At 53.5% G+C, this 18,423-nt stretch carries 13 protein-coding genes and 1 tRNA gene; 11 read left to right on the top strand and 3 right to left on the bottom strand.

Going from position 1 to position 18,423, the window contains the following annotated elements:
• Positions 1 to 101 precede the first annotated feature (101 nt).
• From SGR01S_RS18025 to dppF, 7 genes are all read left to right on the top strand, one after another.
• Positions 102 to 178, top strand: a tRNA-Pro gene (locus tag SGR01S_RS18025).
• 407 nt (positions 179 to 585) lie between these two features.
• Positions 586 to 2,277, top strand: coding sequence for a chitinase ChiA (chiA, locus tag SGR01S_RS18020; RefSeq protein ID WP_061808178.1), 1,692 nt, complete (start codon positions 586 to 588; stop codon positions 2,275 to 2,277).
• 608 nt (positions 2,278 to 2,885) lie between these two features.
• Complete coding sequence (gene dppA, locus SGR01S_RS18015; RefSeq protein ID WP_037422866.1) at positions 2,886 to 4,493, top strand: dipeptide ABC transporter periplasmic-binding protein DppA; 1,608 nt, start codon at positions 2,886 to 2,888, stop codon at positions 4,491 to 4,493.
• Between the two features lie 169 nt (positions 4,494 to 4,662).
• Positions 4,663 to 5,682 carry a dipeptide ABC transporter permease DppB gene (gene dppB / locus SGR01S_RS18010; RefSeq protein WP_037422863.1) on the top strand — a complete coding sequence of 340 codons (1,020 nt, stop codon included), beginning with the start codon at positions 4,663 to 4,665 and terminating at the stop codon, positions 5,680 to 5,682.
• Between the two features lie 11 nt (positions 5,683 to 5,693).
• Positions 5,694 to 6,596, top strand: a complete 903-nt coding sequence (gene dppC, locus SGR01S_RS18005) for a dipeptide ABC transporter permease DppC (protein WP_037422861.1) — start codon at positions 5,694 to 5,696, stop codon at positions 6,594 to 6,596.
• A gap of 14 nt (positions 6,597 to 6,610) precedes the next feature.
• Entirely contained in the window at positions 6,611 to 7,591 is a 981-nt protein-coding gene (gene dppD, locus SGR01S_RS18000) for a dipeptide ABC transporter ATP-binding protein (RefSeq protein WP_037422859.1), read from the top strand.
• A complete protein-coding gene (gene dppF, locus SGR01S_RS17995) occupies positions 7,588 to 8,577 on the top strand; it encodes a dipeptide ABC transporter ATP-binding subunit DppF (RefSeq protein WP_037422857.1) in 990 nt (329 codons plus the stop codon). The genes dppD and dppF overlap by 4 nt, the downstream gene beginning before the upstream one ends.
• A 337-nt stretch (positions 8,578 to 8,914) precedes the next feature.
• Here the strand turns inward: dppF and bcsG are convergent, their stop codons facing one another.
• From bcsG to bcsE, 3 genes are read right to left on the bottom strand one after another with little or no spacing between them, the layout of a single operon-like run.
• Complete coding sequence (bcsG, locus tag SGR01S_RS17990; protein ID WP_061808177.1) at positions 8,915 to 10,567, bottom strand: cellulose biosynthesis protein BcsG; 1,653 nt, start codon at positions 10,565 to 10,567, stop codon at positions 8,915 to 8,917.
• Complete coding sequence (bcsF, locus tag SGR01S_RS17985; RefSeq protein WP_037422854.1) at positions 10,564 to 10,767, bottom strand: cellulose biosynthesis protein BcsF; 204 nt, start codon at positions 10,765 to 10,767, stop codon at positions 10,564 to 10,566. Before bcsF ends, bcsG begins: the two co-directional genes overlap by 4 nt.
• Positions 10,754 to 12,322: a cellulose biosynthesis protein BcsE gene (gene bcsE / locus SGR01S_RS17980; RefSeq protein WP_061808176.1), complete on the bottom strand. Its 1,569-nt coding sequence runs from the start codon at positions 12,320 to 12,322 to the stop codon at positions 10,754 to 10,756. Before bcsE ends, bcsF begins: the two co-directional genes overlap by 14 nt.
• Before the next feature lie 199 nt (positions 12,323 to 12,521).
• Between bcsE and bcsR the strand changes: the two genes are divergently transcribed.
• The 4 genes from bcsR to bcsB are packed head-to-tail and all read left to right on the top strand — an operon-like array spanning position 12,522 to position 18,419.
• Positions 12,522 to 12,713 carry a cellulose biosynthesis protein BcsR gene (gene bcsR, locus SGR01S_RS17975; RefSeq protein ID WP_037422848.1) on the top strand — a complete coding sequence of 64 codons (192 nt, stop codon included), beginning with the start codon at positions 12,522 to 12,524 and terminating at the stop codon, positions 12,711 to 12,713.
• A 3-nt stretch (positions 12,714 to 12,716) separates the two neighbouring features.
• Positions 12,717 to 13,454 carry a cellulose biosynthesis protein BcsQ gene (bcsQ, locus tag SGR01S_RS17970; RefSeq protein ID WP_061808175.1) on the top strand — a complete coding sequence of 246 codons (738 nt, stop codon included), beginning with the start codon at positions 12,717 to 12,719 and terminating at the stop codon, positions 13,452 to 13,454.
• A complete protein-coding gene (gene bcsA / locus SGR01S_RS17965; RefSeq protein WP_061808174.1) occupies positions 13,451 to 16,054 on the top strand; it encodes a UDP-forming cellulose synthase catalytic subunit in 2,604 nt (867 codons plus the stop codon). The genes bcsQ and bcsA overlap by 4 nt, the downstream gene beginning before the upstream one ends.
• Positions 16,055 to 16,109: 55 nt before the next feature.
• Positions 16,110 to 18,419 carry a cellulose biosynthesis cyclic di-GMP-binding regulatory protein BcsB gene (bcsB, locus tag SGR01S_RS17960; protein WP_061808173.1) on the top strand — a complete coding sequence of 770 codons (2,310 nt, stop codon included), beginning with the start codon at positions 16,110 to 16,112 and terminating at the stop codon, positions 18,417 to 18,419.
• Positions 18,420 to 18,423 lie beyond the last annotated feature (4 nt).

Raw genomic sequence — 18,423 nt, 5'->3', positions numbered from 1 at the left:
CTGCTGTAGCGCGCTTTATGCCGTTTTTATCACCACTTGATTGGCCGGGGCAAGAAAGTGATTGACGCGTATTATCGTCAGCAGTAAGATGCGCCCCGCATCGGCGAGTAGCGCAGCTTGGTAGCGCAACTGGTTTGGGACCAGTGGGTCGGAGGTTCGAATCCTCTCTCGCCGACCACATTCAAGAAAACCTGCTTTTTAAAGCAGGTTTTTTTTCGCCTGTAGTTTACCAAACTCATCCTTACTCGCCGGTGAAACCTGTATTAGCGGCAATACTGTGAGAAATATTTATCCTTTCTCAGTAATAAATTCACGATCCTTATATCTAGCTGCTTCTTTTATTCATGTTTAAATAAATTCACCGTTGTCTAATAAAACCCAGTCGATAGTGCTCTTGTTTTAATGGGCGTATTATCTATAGTCTGAATACACAACGCGAGAGTAATAATTCCCGCTGCGTGAAAAGATAAGTGTTTATTTGTTCACTTTAATCGGCCAAGATTATTGTGGGATTATTTTGCTCCGACAATGGGCGGCCGTCATTAAATATTTTACGTTTATCCTCTCGGAATAAAGGAATCAGTTATGCGCAAATTTAATAAGCCACTGTTGGCGCTGTTGATCGGTAGCACGCTCTGTTCTGCTGCACAGGCCGCTGCACCGGGTAAGCCTACGCTAGCCTGGGGCAATACCAAGTTCGCCATTGTCGAGGTCGATCAGGCAGCGACCGCATATAATAATCTGGTGAAAGTAAAAAATGCTGCCGATGTTTCAGTTTCATGGAATTTATGGAATGGCGATACGGGTACCACAGCAAAAGTATTATTAAATGGTAAAGAAGTTTGGAGCGGTGCGTCAACCGGTTCTTCCGGCACGGCAAACTTTAAAGTTAATAAGGGTGGCCGCTATCAAATGCAGGTGGCGTTATGTAATGCCGACGGCTGTACCGCCAGCGATGCGACTGAAATTGTTGTGGCTGATACCGACGGCAGCCATTTGGCACCCTTAAAAGAACCGCTGTTGGAAAAGAATAAACCTTATAAACAAGATTCCGGCAAAGTGGTCGGCTCTTATTTTGTGGAATGGGGCGTCTACGGCCGTAATTTCACCGTCGATAAGCTGCCGGCGCAAAACCTGACGCATTTGCTGTACGGGTTTATCCCGATCTGTGGCGGTGATGGCATCAACGACAGTCTGAAAGAGATCGAAGGTAGCTTCCAGGCGTTGCAGCGTTCCTGCCAGGGCCGTGAGGACTTTAAAGTGTCAATCCACGATCCGTTTGCCGCGTTGCAGAAAGGCCAAAAGGGCGTTACCGCCTGGGATGACCCCTACAAAGGTAACTTTGGTCAGTTGATGGCGCTGAAACAGGCGCGCCCAGACCTGAAAATCCTGCCATCGATCGGCGGTTGGACGCTATCCGACCCATTCTTCTTCATGGGCGACAAGGTGAAGCGCGATCGCTTCGTCGGCTCAGTGAAAGAGTTCCTGCAAACCTGGAAGTTCTTTGACGGCGTGGATATCGACTGGGAATTCCCGGGCGGGCAGGGCGCTAACCCGAAACTGGGTAGTGCGCAGGATGGGGCGACCTATGTGCAATTGATGAAAGAACTGCGGGCCATGTTGGACCAGCTTTCGGCAGAAACCGGTCGCAAGTATGAACTGACCTCAGCGATCAGCGCCGGCAAGGATAAAATCGACAAGGTGGACTACAACACTGCGCAGAACTCGATGGATCACATCTTCCTGATGAGTTACGACTTCTATGGCGCATTTGATCTGAAAAACCTGGGCCATCAGACAGCACTGAAAGCACCGTCCTGGAAACCAGATACGGCGTATACCACGGTGAATGGCGTTAACGCGCTGCTGACGCAGGGGGTTAAGCCGGGCAAGATCGTGGTGGGTACTGCCATGTATGGCCGCGGTTGGACCGGTGTGAACAGCTACCAAAACAACATTCCGTTTACTGGTACCGCAACCGGCCCCGTGAAAGGCACCTGGGAAAATGGCATCGTGGATTACCGTCAAATCGCTAATGAATTTATGAGCGGCGAATGGCAGTACAGCTATGACGCCACCGCCGAAGCACCTTACGTGTTCAAACCTTCGACGGGCGATCTGATCACCTTCGATGATGCACGCTCGGTGCAGGCAAAAGGCAAGTATGTGTTGGATAAGCAGCTGGGCGGGTTGTTCTCTTGGGAGATTGATGCCGACAATGGAGATATTCTGAACAACATGAATACCAGCTTGGGCAACAGCGCCGGCACACAATAATTACATCAGTTGTAGCACGTTACCGGGGGATATCTTTTGGCCCCCGGTTTTTTGGCAGACGAAAGTTTTTTCACGCCGCATAGATTGTGACGCCTCTTCGATTAAAAAGGGCTGGTTTGCCTCACCCTTTCGGGTAAGGAACCAGCATTTCATCCTGTCTTTAACGGCGATCACAAAAATAACCGTTCAGATATTCATCATTCAGCAACAAACTTTTTTAGTTTTTTATCGGAGTTAAAAACCAGTAACTTTCAGCCATGCAGCCTATCGAACTAAAAATAACCGCATAGCATAATTTTTAATGCTGTAACTGTTAAAAAAAGGTTTTTTTTATGTTTGTTTGCTGTTTCTCACAGTCTGTGTAAATCCCCACTGGTTATATTGACGACACTCGAAACAGTTGGCAATTTGGTAGCCTCAGGGGTAAGAGCGAGAGTTGTTTGAGTGGATCCCACGCGCTCAGACGCCCCCACCGGGATGCGTTCCACCCGGCTCTCTCGAGCAATTATCCCTTCCAGCCTTCGGGCACTGACTGCACAGGCCGCGCAATAAAAAATACAGGCTCTGGCGGTAATACACACATCACATCACATAATGGAGCACTAGCGATGACAAGTTCCTTGGGAAAAACAGGGATTCTGAAATTCGGTATTGGGCTGATTGCGCTGACCGTTGCGGCCAGCGTACAAGCCAAGACTCTGGTTTACTGTTCTGAAGGGTCCCCGGAAGGGTTCAACCCGCAGTTGTTCACCTCGGGTACGACCTATGACGCCAGCTCGGTGCCAATTTACAACCGTCTGGTCGAATTCAAAATCGGCACCACCGAGCTGCAGCCTGGCCTGGCTGAAAAATGGGATGTCAGCGAAGATGGCAAGATCTACACTTTCCACCTGCGTAAGGGTGTGAAGTGGCAGAGCAGCAAAGACTTCAAACCGACTCGCGACTTCAACGCAGACGATGTGGTGTTCTCTTTTGAACGCCAGTTAGATGCCAATAATGCCTATCACAAAGTCTCCGGCGGTAGCTATGAGTACTTTGAAGGCATGGACATGCCGAAGCTGATCGCCAAAATCGAAAAAGTGGACGACTACACAGTACGCTTTGTGCTGACCCGTCCGGAAGCGCCGTTTGTGGCTGACCTGGGCATGGACTTTGCCTCTATCTTGTCTGCCGAATACGCCGATGTGATGATGAAGGCTGGCACCCCGGAGAAAGTCGATCTGAATCCAATCGGTACCGGTCCGTTCCAACTGCTGCAATATCAGAAAGACTCCAAAATCCTTTACAAGGCCTTCGACGGTTTCTGGGGCACCAAGCCGAAGATCGACCGCTTAGTATTCTCTATCACGCCTGACGCGTCAGTGCGTTACGCCAAGCTGCAGAAAAACGAGTGCCAGGTGATGCCGTACCCGAACCCGGCTGACATTGCCCGCATGAAGCAGGACAAAACCATCAACCTGATGGAACAACCAGGTCTGAACGTCGGTTATCTGTCGTTCAACGTTGAGAAAAAACCACTGGATAACCTGAAGGTACGCCAGGCGTTGACCATGGCGGTCAACAAGCAGGCTATCATCGATGCGGTGTACCAAGGTGCAGGCCAGGCGGCCAAGAACCTGATCCCACCGACCATGTGGGGCTATAACGATGCGGTGAAAGACTACACCTACGATCCGGTCAAGGCCAAAGAGCTGCTGAAAGAAGCGGGCATGGCAGACGGTTTCTCCATCGATCTGTGGGCGATGCCGGTACAACGTCCGTATAACCCGAATGCACGTCGTATGGCTGAAATGATCCAGTCTGACTGGGCGAAAATCGGCGTGAAAGCCAAAATCGTGACCTATGAGTGGGGTGAATACCTCAAGCGCGCGAAAGCGGGCGAGCATCAGACGGTGATGATGGGCTGGACTGGCGACAATGGGGATCCGGATAACTTCTTCGCTACGCTGTTTAGCTGTGCCGCAGCGAAAGACGGTTCCAACTATTCTCGCTGGTGCTACAAGCCGTTTGAAGATCTGATCCAACCGGCGCGCGCTGAATCGAACCACGAAAAACGTGTAGAACTTTACAAGCAAGCTCAGGTAGTGATGCACGATCAGGCTCCGGCACTGATTGTTGCGCACTCCACCGTTTACGAGCCAGTACGTAAAGAAGTGAAGGGCTACGTCGTGGATCCGCTTGGTAAGCATCACTTTGAGAATGTCTCTCTAGATTAATTCTGGCCGTTCAGTCGGCGACGCACGAATGGACTTGGCAGGGGCGCAACAAATTGCGCTCCTGCTGACCAGTCCCCGACGTATGGCATCAGGGTTTTTCAAAGTGTGTGAGCTTTAATAAGCCTGGCGGACGATGAGCTGCCGGGCATTGATACAGAGAGTTCGGGATATGTTGCAGTTCATACTCCGACGTTTGGGGTTAGTTATCCCAACGTTTATCGGCATAACTTTGCTGACTTTTGCATTCGTCCATATGATCCCGGGTGACCCGGTGACCATCATGGCCGGGGAACGCGGGATCTCCGCAGAACGCCATGCACAGTTGATGGCGGAAATGGGGCTGGATAAACCGCTCTATCAACAGTATTTCTCTTACGTATCTAACGTCTTGCATGGCGACTTGGGTACGTCCCTCAAAAGCCGTATTTCCGTATGGGATGAGTTCGTCCCCCGCTTCAAGGCCACGCTGGAATTAGGATTCTGCGCAATGATTTTTGCCGTGCTGGTGGGGATTCCGGTGGGGGTACTGGCAGCGGTCAGGCGAGGCTCCATATTCGATCATACCGCAGTGGGCATTTCACTGACCGGCTATTCGATGCCGATTTTCTGGTGGGGCATGATGCTGATCATGCTGGTATCGGTGCAACTAAACCTGACGCCGGTATCGGGACGGGTCAGTGACACGGTGTTCCTGGACGATACCTTGCCGTTAACCGGCTTCATGCTGATCGACACCCTAATCTGGGGTCAGCCGGGTGACTTTATTGATGCTGTGATGCACATGATTCTGCCAGCGATCGTATTGGGTACCATCCCTCTGGCCGTGATCGTGCGTATGACGCGCTCCTCAATGCTGGAAGTGCTCGGTGAAGATTACATCCGAACTGCACGTGCCAAAGGTGTGAGCCGTATGCGAGTGATTGTGGTGCATGCGTTGCGTAACGCTTTGCTGCCTGTCGTGACGGTGATCGGTCTGCAAGTCGGTACCATGCTTGCCGGCGCGATCCTGACCGAAACCATCTTCTCCTGGCCAGGTCTGGGGCGTTGGCTGATGGACGCGCTGCAACGTCGTGATTATCCGGTTGTTCAGGGCGGTGTGTTGCTGGTCGCCTGTATGATTATTCTGGTTAACCTGCTGGTAGATGTGCTCTACGGCGTGGTCAACCCGCGTATTCGCCACAAGAAATAAGGGGCGCTCTGATGTCTCAAATCACTGAGTCTGTAGTTAAAGGTGCGCCGAAGCCAATGAGCCCGTTCCAGGAGTTCTGGCACTATTTCAAGCGCAATAAAGGGGCCGTTGTTGGCCTGGTGTATATCGTTTTGATGTTCGTGATTGCCATCGGTGCTGGCGTGTTGGCGCCGCATGCACCGGCGGATCAGTTCCGCGACGCATTGCTCAAGCCGCCTGTCTGGCAAGAAGGCGGTAGCTGGCAATACCTGCTGGGTACCGATGACGTTGGCCGCGATGTGTTGTCCCGACTGATGTACGGTGCCCGGTTGTCGTTGCTGGTCGGCTGTTTGGTTGTGGTTCTGTCGCTGATCATGGGCGTGGTGCTGGGCCTGCTGGCGGGTTATTTCGGTGGCGTGGTAGATGCGATCATCATGCGTATCGTTGATATCATGCTGGCCCTTCCAAGCTTGTTGTTGGCGTTGGTTCTGGTGGCGATCTTCGGGCCGTCTATCGTCAATGCCTCGCTGGCACTGACATTCGTTGCACTGCCGCACTATGTGCGTTTGACCCGCGCGGCGGTATTGGTGGAAGTCAACCGCGACTATGTCACCGCTTCACGCGTGGCGGGTGCCGGTGCGATGCGCCAAATGTTTATCAATATTTTGCCAAACTGCCTGGCACCGCTGATCGTCCAGGCCTCTCTTGGTTTCTCGAACGCTATCCTGGATATGGCCGCTCTCGGCTTCCTGGGTATGGGTGCACAACCGCCGACGCCGGAGTGGGGCACCATGCTCTCCGACGTCCTGCAGTTCGCACAAAGCGCCTGGTGGGTTGTAACCTTCCCCGGCGTGGCGATTCTGCTGACGGTGCTTGCATTTAACCTGATGGGGGACGGCTTGCGTGATGCTCTCGACCCCAAACTCAAGCAGTAAAGAGGACGAGAGAGATGGCGTTATTAAATGTAGACAAGCTTTCGGTACACTTCGGTGACGAAGGCACCCCTTTCCGCGCGGTAGACCGTATCAGTTACAGCGTGGAACAGGGTCAGGTGGTGGGGATTGTCGGTGAATCCGGCTCCGGCAAATCCGTCAGCTCGCTGGCGATTATGGGCCTGATCGATTTCCCTGGCAAAGTGATGGCTGAAAAGCTGGAGTTTAACGGCCAGGATCTACGCAAAATTTCTGAAAAAGAGCGCCGCCAACTGGTGGGCTCGGAAGTGGCGATGATCTTCCAGGATCCGATGACCAGCCTGAACCCGTGTTACACCGTCGGTTTCCAGATTATGGAAGCGTTAAAGGTGCATCAGGGCGGTAATCGTCGCACCCGTCGTCAACGGGCTATCGACCTGCTTACGCAGGTGGGCATTCCCGACCCAGCCTCGCGGCTGGATGTGTATCCGCATCAGCTTTCTGGTGGCATGAGTCAGCGTGTGATGATCGCCATGGCGATTGCCTGTCGGCCGAAGCTGCTGATTGCTGATGAGCCCACCACAGCACTCGACGTGACCATCCAGGCGCAAATTATCGAACTGTTGCTGGAGCTGCAGCAGCGCGAGAATATGGCGTTATTGTTGATCACCCACGATCTGGCTTTGGTCTCAGAAGCCGCACACCACATCATCGTGATGTATGCCGGACAGGTGGTGGAATCCGGGAAAGCATCGGAAATTTTCCGTGCGCCGCGCCACCCTTATACCCAGGCGCTGCTGCGTGCGCTGCCGGAATTCGCCGCCGATAAGGCCCGCCTGGCTTCGTTGCCGGGCGTGGTACCGGGCAAATATGACCGCCCAAGTGGCTGTTTGCTCAACCCGCGTTGCCCGTACGCCAATGAGCGTTGTCGCGTTGAAGAGCCGGAATTACGCACTATTCCCGGCCGTCAGGTTAAATGTCACACACCGCTGGATGATGCGGGGAGGCCGACCGTATGAGCCAGAATCAACCCTTATTACAGGCGATTGACCTGAAGAAACACTACCCGGTCAAGAAGGGGATATTCGCCCCGGAACGGCTGGTTAAAGCACTGGATGGCGTCTCTTTCACCCTTGAGCGTGGCAAAACGCTGGCGGTGGTGGGTGAGTCCGGATGTGGTAAATCGACCCTGGGTCGCCTGCTGACGATGATTGAAGTGCCTACGGGTGGCGAGCTGTACTACCAGGGACAGGATCTGCTGAAGCCGGATGTGACCGCCGAGAAGCTGCGACGACAGAAGATCCAAATTGTGTTCCAGAATCCTTATGGATCGCTCAACCCACGTAAAAAAGTCGGGCAGATCCTCGAGGAGCCGTTGCAGATCAATACCGGGCTGAGCAGTGCGGAGCGTCGTGAGAAAGCGCTGGAAATGATGGCCAAGGTTGGACTGAAAACCGAGCATTACGATCGCTATCCACACATGTTTTCTGGCGGCCAACGGCAGCGTATTGCGATCGCGCGTGGGTTGATGCTTAACCCTGATGTAGTGATTGCCGATGAGCCTGTTTCCGCTCTGGATGTGTCGGTGCGTGCGCAGGTGCTGAACCTGATGATGGACCTGCAACAGGAACTTGGGCTGTCCTATGTGTTCATCTCACATGATTTATCGGTGGTGGAACACATTGCCGACGAAGTGATGGTGATGTATCTCGGCCGTTGCGTGGAGAAGGGCAGTAAAGACGCCATTTTCAACAACCCGCGTCATCCGTATACCCAGGCGTTGCTCTCTGCGACACCGCGTTTGAATCCGGATATGCGCCGTGAGCGCATCAAGCTGACCGGTGAGCTCCCTAGCCCGATGAATCCGCCACCCGGTTGCGCTTTCAACGCCCGGTGCCGTCGTGCTTTCGGGCCATGCACTCAACTGCAACCTCAATTGAAGCAATACGGTGAACAGATGGTGGCTTGCTTTGCGGTCGATCAGGATGAAAATCCTGCGGCATAATGCTGTTATCACTGAGTATTTATTTAAATACCGGCATTTATGCCGGTATTTTTTTGATTTAATGTATCACTTAATTAATTAGGTTTCTGATTGAATATTTTATCTTTATTAATTTCGCTTATTTCCCTTAACGATTTCCTTACGAATAATTGCTGATATTCAGAATCTTCGCAGAGTCATAATTAACAAATGGATTTGATTTGGTGTCGTGTTTTCTTTTTTGTTAAGACTGAAAGAGAATACCTGATGTTAATGCGGCGCTACTCATTGTTCTTCATGAATTAATACCCTTAAAAAAAAGCACGCCCGAAGGCGTGCCTGTGCGTCCTGTATTAAGTCACTGTGGGTAAGGCACCCAATCGCCGCCGTTCAATCGTATATACGGCTTACCCTGGTATTGCATCACGATAGCGTTGTCATTTTCCGAAATGACCGCAGTCTGCGGCAAGTTCTGCGTCAGTGCCTGCCAGTCCACACTCGGTGCCGTGAATGCTTTGCCATCGACCAAGCGAGAGACCAGTTCTGACAGGGCCAGATAGCTGCTTGGGGTTTTGATCTGCAGAGGACTCCCCTGATGTGGGGCTTTCATCCCAACCAGCTTGATACCTACAGGCGTGTGGGTAATGTTCGGACTTGGTATATCACGCAAACCGGACATCTGCATTTTGTCACCTACCAGCGCCGCGCCGTGTTCCGGCACAATCACAACCATCACTTTGCGACCGGATTTCTCCAGTTGTTCAAGGAAGGTGTTCAACTGATCAAACAGCTTTTGCGCTCGAGGTTGATAGTCTGCACTCTTGTTAGAGCCAACGAAGCGGTTGCCATCATGTAACGGAATGATGTTGAAGAAGGTGGCACTGCGGGCATCACCGGCCTTCTGTTGCTGATCCAGCCAGCGGTTGAGTAAATCCAGATCGTTGTATATCGGTTCGCCGTCAAAGGAGGCGAGCTCATTGCTGATACCGGCCTGTGACATCAGTGGCGCCTGCATATCACCCTGCTCACGCAGTTCTTTCAGGAAGTTACCAAACACGCCGGAGTGATCCAGCATTAGCTGTTCTTTAAAACCAAGCTTGGCAAGATTATCAAATAGATAGCATTGCTGATTAACCGGCTGATACAGGTCGTGGTGCGAAAGCTGTCCACAACTGGCACGCAACAGGCGTATCGCGGCCGGGCCGCTGTAGGCGGTCGCCGAGTTGAAGTTGTCGAACATGATGTCCATCTTCGACCACAGCGGATGGTTTTGCAGATTCACCGCATCCATATCGGCCCAGGCCAGCGAACAGATATTGATGACCAGCAGGTCAAACGGCTGGGCATCGGCAGGCAGCGTCGCTGGGAAAGCGGTGGCGCGGGCTTTTTCCTTGTCGTAAAACTGATTCAGGTAGGCCGTCAGATTCGCACTGGTTGGCGGCGCACTGTCTGCTGGTGCGCTGTTTCCCCCGGCCGCCGGAGCTGTCGTCGCCGGTGTGCTGCTGGTGGATGCGGTGATGCTGGCTGGGAGCAGCGACACTGCCGGCCCGGCGATGTTAACCAGGTTGAGCCACACCAGTGCAGCGACGGTGAATACGGTGACGCGCACCCATTGGGCCAGGAACAGATAGGCAATCAGCATCACAAAGGCGGCGCCGACCATCTGCCAGTTGATAAAGCGGTTTGTCAGTTCCAGCAGATATTGGGCACTGAAGCCGGTCAACTGCGAACCTTGACTCATAATGCTGTTGATACCGGGTAGCCAGGTATCGTGATAGAACAGCGCGAGGCCTATCGGGATCGCCACGTAATGACGCCAACGGTGCAGGCGCAGCGCCGGTATCGGCATCAGCAGGAATGCCATGAACACCAGGTTCGGTAACGGGTGGAAGTTCAGGTAACCGAACCACAGCAGGCCAAATTTGGCCAGGAAGTAGTAGTTCCAGCCGCCCAGTCCACGCCAGTAGCGCCACAGGGAGTTATCGGATAGCGGGTTGTTTGTTGGCTTCATGGCTGTTTCTTACGCTTAATCTGAGATGAAGAACCTTCGCGTACCCATAACCCGACGGATTTTAAATAACGCGGTGATAACAACAGGTTTTGCCAGTATTGACGCCAGTGAGGGAAACGCCGGTGAAAGGCATAACCCAACGGAATAAAAACGATCGCACACAGGATAATCAACTGCATAATATCGTTAAGATTCAGCATGCTTGTTCTCCTGTATGCCGCTAGCCAGCGTGAATGGCACCGGTTGTCGACGCTCCTGTGGGCTGTCTGCGACAGCGGCAGCGTGGCGCGGCGTAGCCGGTGCGGTCATGGTGGCTAACGGAATATTGGCGTTGTGCGCCATCCGTTTGATTTCTGAAAGAATATCTACATCCTGATGCCATACGACCCGATTACTGAACGCCTCGTCCACCGGCAGTCGGAAGATAAATTTCAACGCAGTATCCAGATCGTTAATCCGACAGGTGGAGAGAAACAGCACCAACCGGCCCTGTACCACGGTCATTACGTCACCGAAACGGCGCAGATGACAGAGGGTCATCGCCTGTTCGGCGCGTAACCCCGGCGCTGGACGTAGTGCAACCATCACGCCTTTACCGTCTTCTGGCAGCAAGGTGTTACCCATCAGCGAAACCACGGCCTGGCTAAAGTCATCTGGACGCATGTAGCCTTTCAGTTGCAATGGACGTAACCCGGCTAACAGAGCATCAATGTCTGCTGGGACATGGCGAGAAAAGCGTTGACCCTGAATACCCTCAAGCATGGTTAAAAAACGCGACAGCGGCGCCACGTGCGGCACAATCAGGTTGGCTCCGCAGGCCAAGAGCAGACGCTCGTCGCTGTAACGCAGGCTGGCACTCATCTCGCGTACCACGATCTTCAAGCCGTTACCGCGTTGACGGCGCAAGCTGTGAATTTGATGCGCGAGCGCATCGATTTCATCACTCTGGTACAGCGCAAAGATCAGTGTAGCCGAGAGTGTCAGCATGCCGTGTTGTGCCAGTAATGCATTGCTTTCCAGCAGTTGCCAGTTGGCGGACAGTGGGGGAGCGCCTTCAAGAATGCTCTGTTGAGCAAGATAACGGCCTTCATCGCTGCGGATAGAGGTTGGGGAAGGTTTGTTGCTGTCATCGTCCCCCTGCCAGCCGTGTTCGCCGGCATAGAGTGTCAGTAGTTGGTTGGCATTGATGCCGTTTTCGGTACTCCACCAATTCACCAGATACTGTGCACTATCTTGTTGCCACTGCAGGCTGGACAGGCCGTTGAGAATACGGTGCTGTGCGCTGAGCTGCCCTTTGAGCTTATTGACGCCCCCTCCGTGGCTGAGGATCAGCAGCGTGCAGCCTTGCTGACGTAGCCAAATGGCCGTGGCACGCGTCCAGCTCCGCAACTCTTCGCTGGTGAAGGTTTGCCACAGGCTGGCATGGGCTAACAGGATTAATAAGCGGTTTTGCGGTTTTAAGGCGCGCATCAGGTCATCACTGAAATGTGTCAGCGCGGCTTTTTTTTCCGGTAACTGGTACAGCGGAATTTTTTTCAGGGCGGGGGAGGCGAGCTCAGCCAACAGTCTGTCGGGTTTTTCTCCGCTGCAAATCAATGCCACCTGGCTGGTTGCAGCCTGGGCAGCTAAGATTTGTTGGCAGAGCAAACTGGCATCGGTTTGACGATCGACATTTACCCAATAAAACCCCGGGGCCTGCATTACAGACAGTTCTTCCCAAATCTGTCGAATACCTAATGAGAAAGATTGCGCCATAGGATATGTTTCTACTTTCGTTGAAAGTGTCGCCGCGGCTAACTGAGTGTCGCTATTCAGTCATAGTGTCATTGGGATCAATAATAACAAATCTAACAAACTGTGTAATAATATCTGTTAGGAATCATCTTATTGGCCATGTCTTTTTTTTACGTTGCTATAGTTAATTAACATTAGCCTATTTTTTAAAGGCGGCAGAATGAATAATCAATTAACGCGCTTTCATGCAGTGGCACCGCCGGAAACTCAGGATGATTTGCTGGCTCTCAGTCATGCCTTTTCTTTACCAAAATTAAGTTATGTTGATATTTCGCGTCAGGAGCGTTTAACGCAAATGATGACGCGCTGGCCCTTGCTTGCTGAATTAGTGCAAACAACGGGGAGCCGCTAGTTTATGCCAGTGATTGCACTGCAGGGTTTGCGAGGCGGAATGGGGACGACGTCGGTCACCGCGGCGCTCGCATGGGCATTACAGCAACTGGGCGAATCGGTGCTGGCCATTGATTTCACAACGGATAATTTACTGCGCCTGCATTTTAATACACCGTTCGAGTTAGCGCGTGGCTGGGCCCGGGCTGAGCAGGACGGTGGGCAATGGCAACAAGGCGCAATGCGCTATTGTGAAAACCTCGACTTTCTTCCCTTTGGCCGGTTAACGGCGGTGGAACGGTTAGATTTGCAACAGCATTGCCAGCAACATCCCAAACGCTGGCAAGAGAATTTGGCGCAGATTACTGCCAACGCCCAATACAACTGGATCCTGTTGGATCTTCCGACAGATGATGAGGTGTTGGCTCAACAGGCATTGACGGTGGCGGACAGTGTATTCATGTTGATTGCCCCGGACGCCAACTGCCAGGTTCGTCTGCATCAACAGGCCCTGCCGGAAGGTTGCCATTTCCTGATTAATCATTACTTTGCCGCCAGTCTGCTACAGCAGGATTTGCACCAACTGTGGCTGCAAACACTGGGCGGGTTGTTGCCGGTGGTAATCCACCGCGATGAGGCGATGGCTGAAGCGCTGGCAGTGAAGCAGCCGCTGGGTGAGTATCGGCCGGAAAGCCTGGCTGCCGATGAGGTGCTGACCCTGGCTAACTGGTGCTTGATCAACCTGAAGGATAGGGTGCCATGAGCCGGGTGATGAGCCTGCTACTGGTACCGCCTGTCCACCATGCGGTACAGGCGCGATATCGTGCCTACCGCCGCCATGGGGCATCGGCGTTTACCGCTTTTTTCACCACGTTATTGGTGGCGTTGAGCTGGGTTTTTCTGCGTTTGGAATCCCCCGGTTGGCAGCGCTTGCGGGCAGGGCGTACCTATTGGTTCCCGCATCTGTCTCCTAGCCGCCCACGACCGGCAGATGCGTTACGTTATCTGGTGCAAGGCTTGTGGTTGTTGGTATTCCGTACAGACCGTGCGCAGAGAGAACACAACCATTTCGCCAGCTGGCAGCGCTTGCAGCTACGCTATGCCAATTGGTTGAAAACTATTCCACAACGGTTAGAAAGCGCTGGGCTGGAACAACGCTCGGTGGCACGTTTGGGGCGGATGAACCGGCGCATGCGTCGTGTACTGTTTATCATTGTTGGCATATGTGCGGCGCTCCTCGCTATTTTGTGTATTTCGCAGCCGTTTGACCTGCCAGCGCAGTTTGTGTTTGTGGTGCTGCTGTGGGCGATCGCCATGGTGGTGCGCCGGGTGCCTGGGCGCTTGCCGGGACTGATGTTGATTGTGTTGTCGCTGACTGTGTCTTGCCGCTATTTATGGTGGCGCTATACCGCCACGCTGAATTGGGATGATCCACTCAGTCTGACCTGCGGCTTGCTGTTGCTGGTGGCAGAAACCTATGCCTGGGTGGTACTGGTATTGGGGTATTTCCAGACGGTTTGGCCGCTTAATCGTCAGCCGGTGCCAATGCCCGCGGATAGCTCTACCTGGCCGACAATCGATCTGCTGGTACCGACCTATAACGAAGACCTCGGGGTGGTGAAACCCACCATTTATGCTGCGCTGGGCATCGATTGGCCGAAAGAAAAAGTCACCATCTACATCCTCGATGACGGCAACCGGCCAGAGTTTAAAGCGTTCGCCGAAGAAGTAGGCGTGAAGTACATCGCCCGTCCCACCCATGAACACGCCAAGGCCGGTAATATCAATAACGCGTTAAAGCAGGCCACAGGCGAATTTGTGGCGATTTTTGACTGCGACCACGTGCCGACACGCTCGTTCCTGCAATTGACAATGGGGTGGTTCTTTAAAGACAAGAAACTGGCGATGCTGCAGACGCCACATCACTTCTTCTCGCCAGACCCGTTTGAACGTAACCTCGGGCGCTTCCGACAAACACCGAACGAAGGCACGCTGTTCTATGGCTTGGTGCAAGACGGTAACGATATGTGGGATGCGACCTTCTTCTGCGGTTCCTGTGCGATTCTGCGCCGGAGTGCGCTGGATGAAATCGGTGGTATTGCGGTGGAAACCGTTACTGAAGATGCCCACACGTCACTGCGCTTGCATCGCCGCGGGCACACTTCGGCCTATATCCGCATTCCGCAGGCGGCCGGGTTGGCGACAGAAAGTCTGTCGGCACACATTGGCCAACGTATTCGCTGGGCACGTGGCATGGTGCAAATCTTCCGGCTTGATAACCCCCTGCTCGGCAAAGGGCTGAAGTTGGCTCAGCGCCTGTGTTATGCCAACGCCATGCTGCACTTCTTGTCCGGTATTCCGCGACTGATTTTCCTTACAGCGCCTTTGGCCTTCCTGTTACTGCATGCCTATATCATCTTTGCTCCGGCACTGGCGATCGCGCTGTATGTACTGCCGCATATGATCCACGCCAGCCTGACTAACTCACGCATTCAGGGGAAATACCGCCACTCCTTCTGGAGTGAGATCTACGAAACGGTACTGGCTTGGTACATCGCCCGACCGACCACGGTGGCGTTGTTCAATCCGCACAAGGGCAAATTCAACGTTACAGCGAAAGGTGGATTGGTGGAGGAAGAGCATGTCGACTGGGTGATCACCCGGCCCTATATGTTCCTGGTGATATTAAATCTGGCTGGATTGGCTTTTGGTGTCTGGCGCTTGGGCTATGGCCCAGCGGATGAGGTCATGACGGTGATCATCAGCCTGGTGTGGGTACTTTACAACATGACTATCCTCGGTGGTGCGGTGGCGGTGGCTGTCGAGGCCAAGCAGGTGCGCCAAGCGCACCGGGTGGAGATTGCCATGCCGGCCGCGATCGCGCGTGCCGATGGGCATTTATTCCCCTGCACGTTGCGCGATTATTCCGACGGTGGGGTAGGGATTGAGATGCGCGTCGCGGATGCGCTGAAAGACGGTGACAAGGTGTCGCTGTTACTCAAGCGTGGCCAGCAAGAATACAGCTTCCCGTGTGTTGTTACGCGTGCCTTTGGTAGCAAGGTGGGGATCCGTATGGTTGACCTCAGCACCCGCGAACATATTGATTTTATTCAGTGTACCTTTGCCCGTGCCGATACCTGGGCGCTGTGGCAGGACGGGTTCCCTGAAGATAAACCGATCGAAAGCCTGCGAGACGTTCTGGCGTTGGGCTTCCGGGGTTACGTACGTATGGCGGATTACGCACCGCCGATGGTGCGCCGCCTGCTGGTTGGGTTCACGACGTTGATCGCGTGGATAGTGTCCTTTATCCCGCACAGTGTCGGCAGGACTCCGATCTTCAGCCAAAAAGAGACAGTGGTATAGGCAAACCGCCCGTTCACTTGCCTGGTGATCAGGCTCTAACATTGATGATGATACGATGACGAGAAAAATAACCTGGTTTACCGCCCTGGCCTTAGGCATCAGCACCTTGTCTCAGGCTGAAACTGCCACTGCACCGACCGTGGCTGCACAACCGCCGATGACGGTACCCGTCGACGCGTCGGTGACGACCCCGATGGGAACGGGTGCGCCACAGGATCCGAATGCGCCGGTTCGTGACGTACAATTGCCGTTTGCCAATATTGCCCCACCGCCCGGTACCTTTACCCTGCGTGGTACCCGGCCTGATGGTCAGGTTGAATTTGGCGTGCGCAGCGATGAGGTGGTGTCGCAGGCGATGCTCGATCTGGAGTTCACCCCGTCACCGTCGTTGATTCCGGTGGAGTCGCACGTCAAGGTGTACCTCAACGATGAACTGATGGGCGTGACGACCATTGCCAAAGAGCAACTCGGCAAACCGAATCGCATCCAGATGCCGATTGATCCCCGCTATATCACCGATTTTAACCGTGTAAGGTTAGTTTTCGTCGGTCATTATCAGAATATTTGTGAAAACCCGGCTAGTACAACGCTGTGGCTTGAAATCAGTAAATCCAGCTCCTTGAACCTGCGCTATCAGACCTTGCCGGTGAAAAACGAATTATCGCATTTCCCTGAACCCTTCTTTGACAGCCGCGACAACCGGTCGTTGACGTTGCCAGTGGTGTTTGCGGGTCAGCCAGATGTTGCCCAACAACGTGCTGCGGGCATTCTGGCCTCGTGGTTTGGCAGCAAAGCGCAGTGGCGTGGCCAGTCGTTCCCGGTGCTGTATAACAAGCTGCCAGAACAGCATGCCATCGTCTTCGCCACCAATAAGCAACGTCCGGATTTCTTGCGCGACTATCCACCGGTCAATGGGCCTACGGTGGAAATGATCAGCCATCCAGACAACCCGTACATCAAACTGTTGTTGGTGCAGGGGCGTGATGACAACGATTTGATCACTGCAGTGAAAGGTATTGCGCAGGGCAACATTCTGTTCCGTGGCCAGAACGTCACGGTCGATAAGGTCGAACAACTGGCGCCGCGTCAGCCTTACGATGCACCTAACTGGGTGCGTACCGATCGACCTATGACCTTTGCAGAGCTGCAACAGTATGCAGAACAATTGCAGACCAGTGGCATCGAGCCGGGCCCGATCTCGCTAACCATGAATTTACCACCGGATCTGTTCCTGATCCGCAGTACCGGCATTGATATGCATTTGAAGTACCGCTACACCGCACCGCGTATTCAGGACGGTTCGCGCCTGAGCGTCAGCTTAAACAACCAGTTTGTGCAGGCATATTCATTAGTCCCTGAACACGAACAGGGTACCCAGTTGCTGCGTTTGCCGCTGACTCAAGGGCTGATCGACTCGGACAAGAATGTCAATATACCGGCACTGCGCCTGGGTGCGACTAACCAACTGCGTTTCGACTTTGACTACACTACGCTGCTGGCCAGTGGCGCGGAAGGGCGTTGTGAAACTTACTCCTTTACCGCTAACCATGCGGTGATCGACGGTGCATCAACCATTGATTTCTCCGGTTACCGCCACTTTATGGCGATGCCGGATCTACGTGCCTTCGCGAACGCCGGTTTCCCTTTCAGCCGTTTGGCTGATTTGTCGCAAACACTGGTGCTGGTGAACAAACAGCCACAGCCGCCACAGGTCAGTGCCTTGCTGAACGCACTGGGTATTATTGGTGCCCAGACCGGTTATCCGGCGCTGGCGGTGACGCTGAGTGACGATTGGTCCCAGGCGAAAGATCGGGATGCCGATATTCTGATGATCGGTACCATTCCGCCAGAGCTGCGGGACGACAAAAAAATCAACCTGCTCGTGGACGCCACCCAGAGTTGGGTGAAGCAGCCGACACGTCAGTTACCGTTACCGACGATGGACGTATTGGCGGAGGACACTAAGCCGGACAGCAAAACCACCATCAGTTCAGAAGGTGCAATGTCGGCGATTATCGGGGTGCAATCACCGTTTAACGACCAACGCAGCATTGTCGCGTTACTGGCTGACAGTCCGCGTGGCTACGATCTACTGAACAATGCATTGCTGGACAGTGGCAAGCGTGCGGCAGTGTTTGGGTCGGTGGCGGTGATCCGTGAATCTGGCGTAAACAGCCTGCGAGTGGGCGATGTTTATTATGTCGGCCATCTGCCGTGGTGGGAACGCATCTGGCATGCCTTGTCGACTCATCCGGTGTGGCTTGCTGTGATCGCGGTTGTGGTAGTGGTCATTCTGGCGTTGATGCTGTGGCGTGGCTTGAGAATCTTCAGCCGTCGTCGCCTGTCGCCTGAAGACCGGGATTAATTAC

Source organism: Serratia grimesii NBRC 13537, from assembly GCF_001590905.1.
GTDB classification, from domain to species: domain Bacteria; phylum Pseudomonadota; class Gammaproteobacteria; order Enterobacterales; family Enterobacteriaceae; genus Serratia; species Serratia grimesii.
The sequence above is the reverse complement of the archived record's forward strand: the minus strand, read 5'-3'. Positions and strand labels throughout refer to the sequence as shown.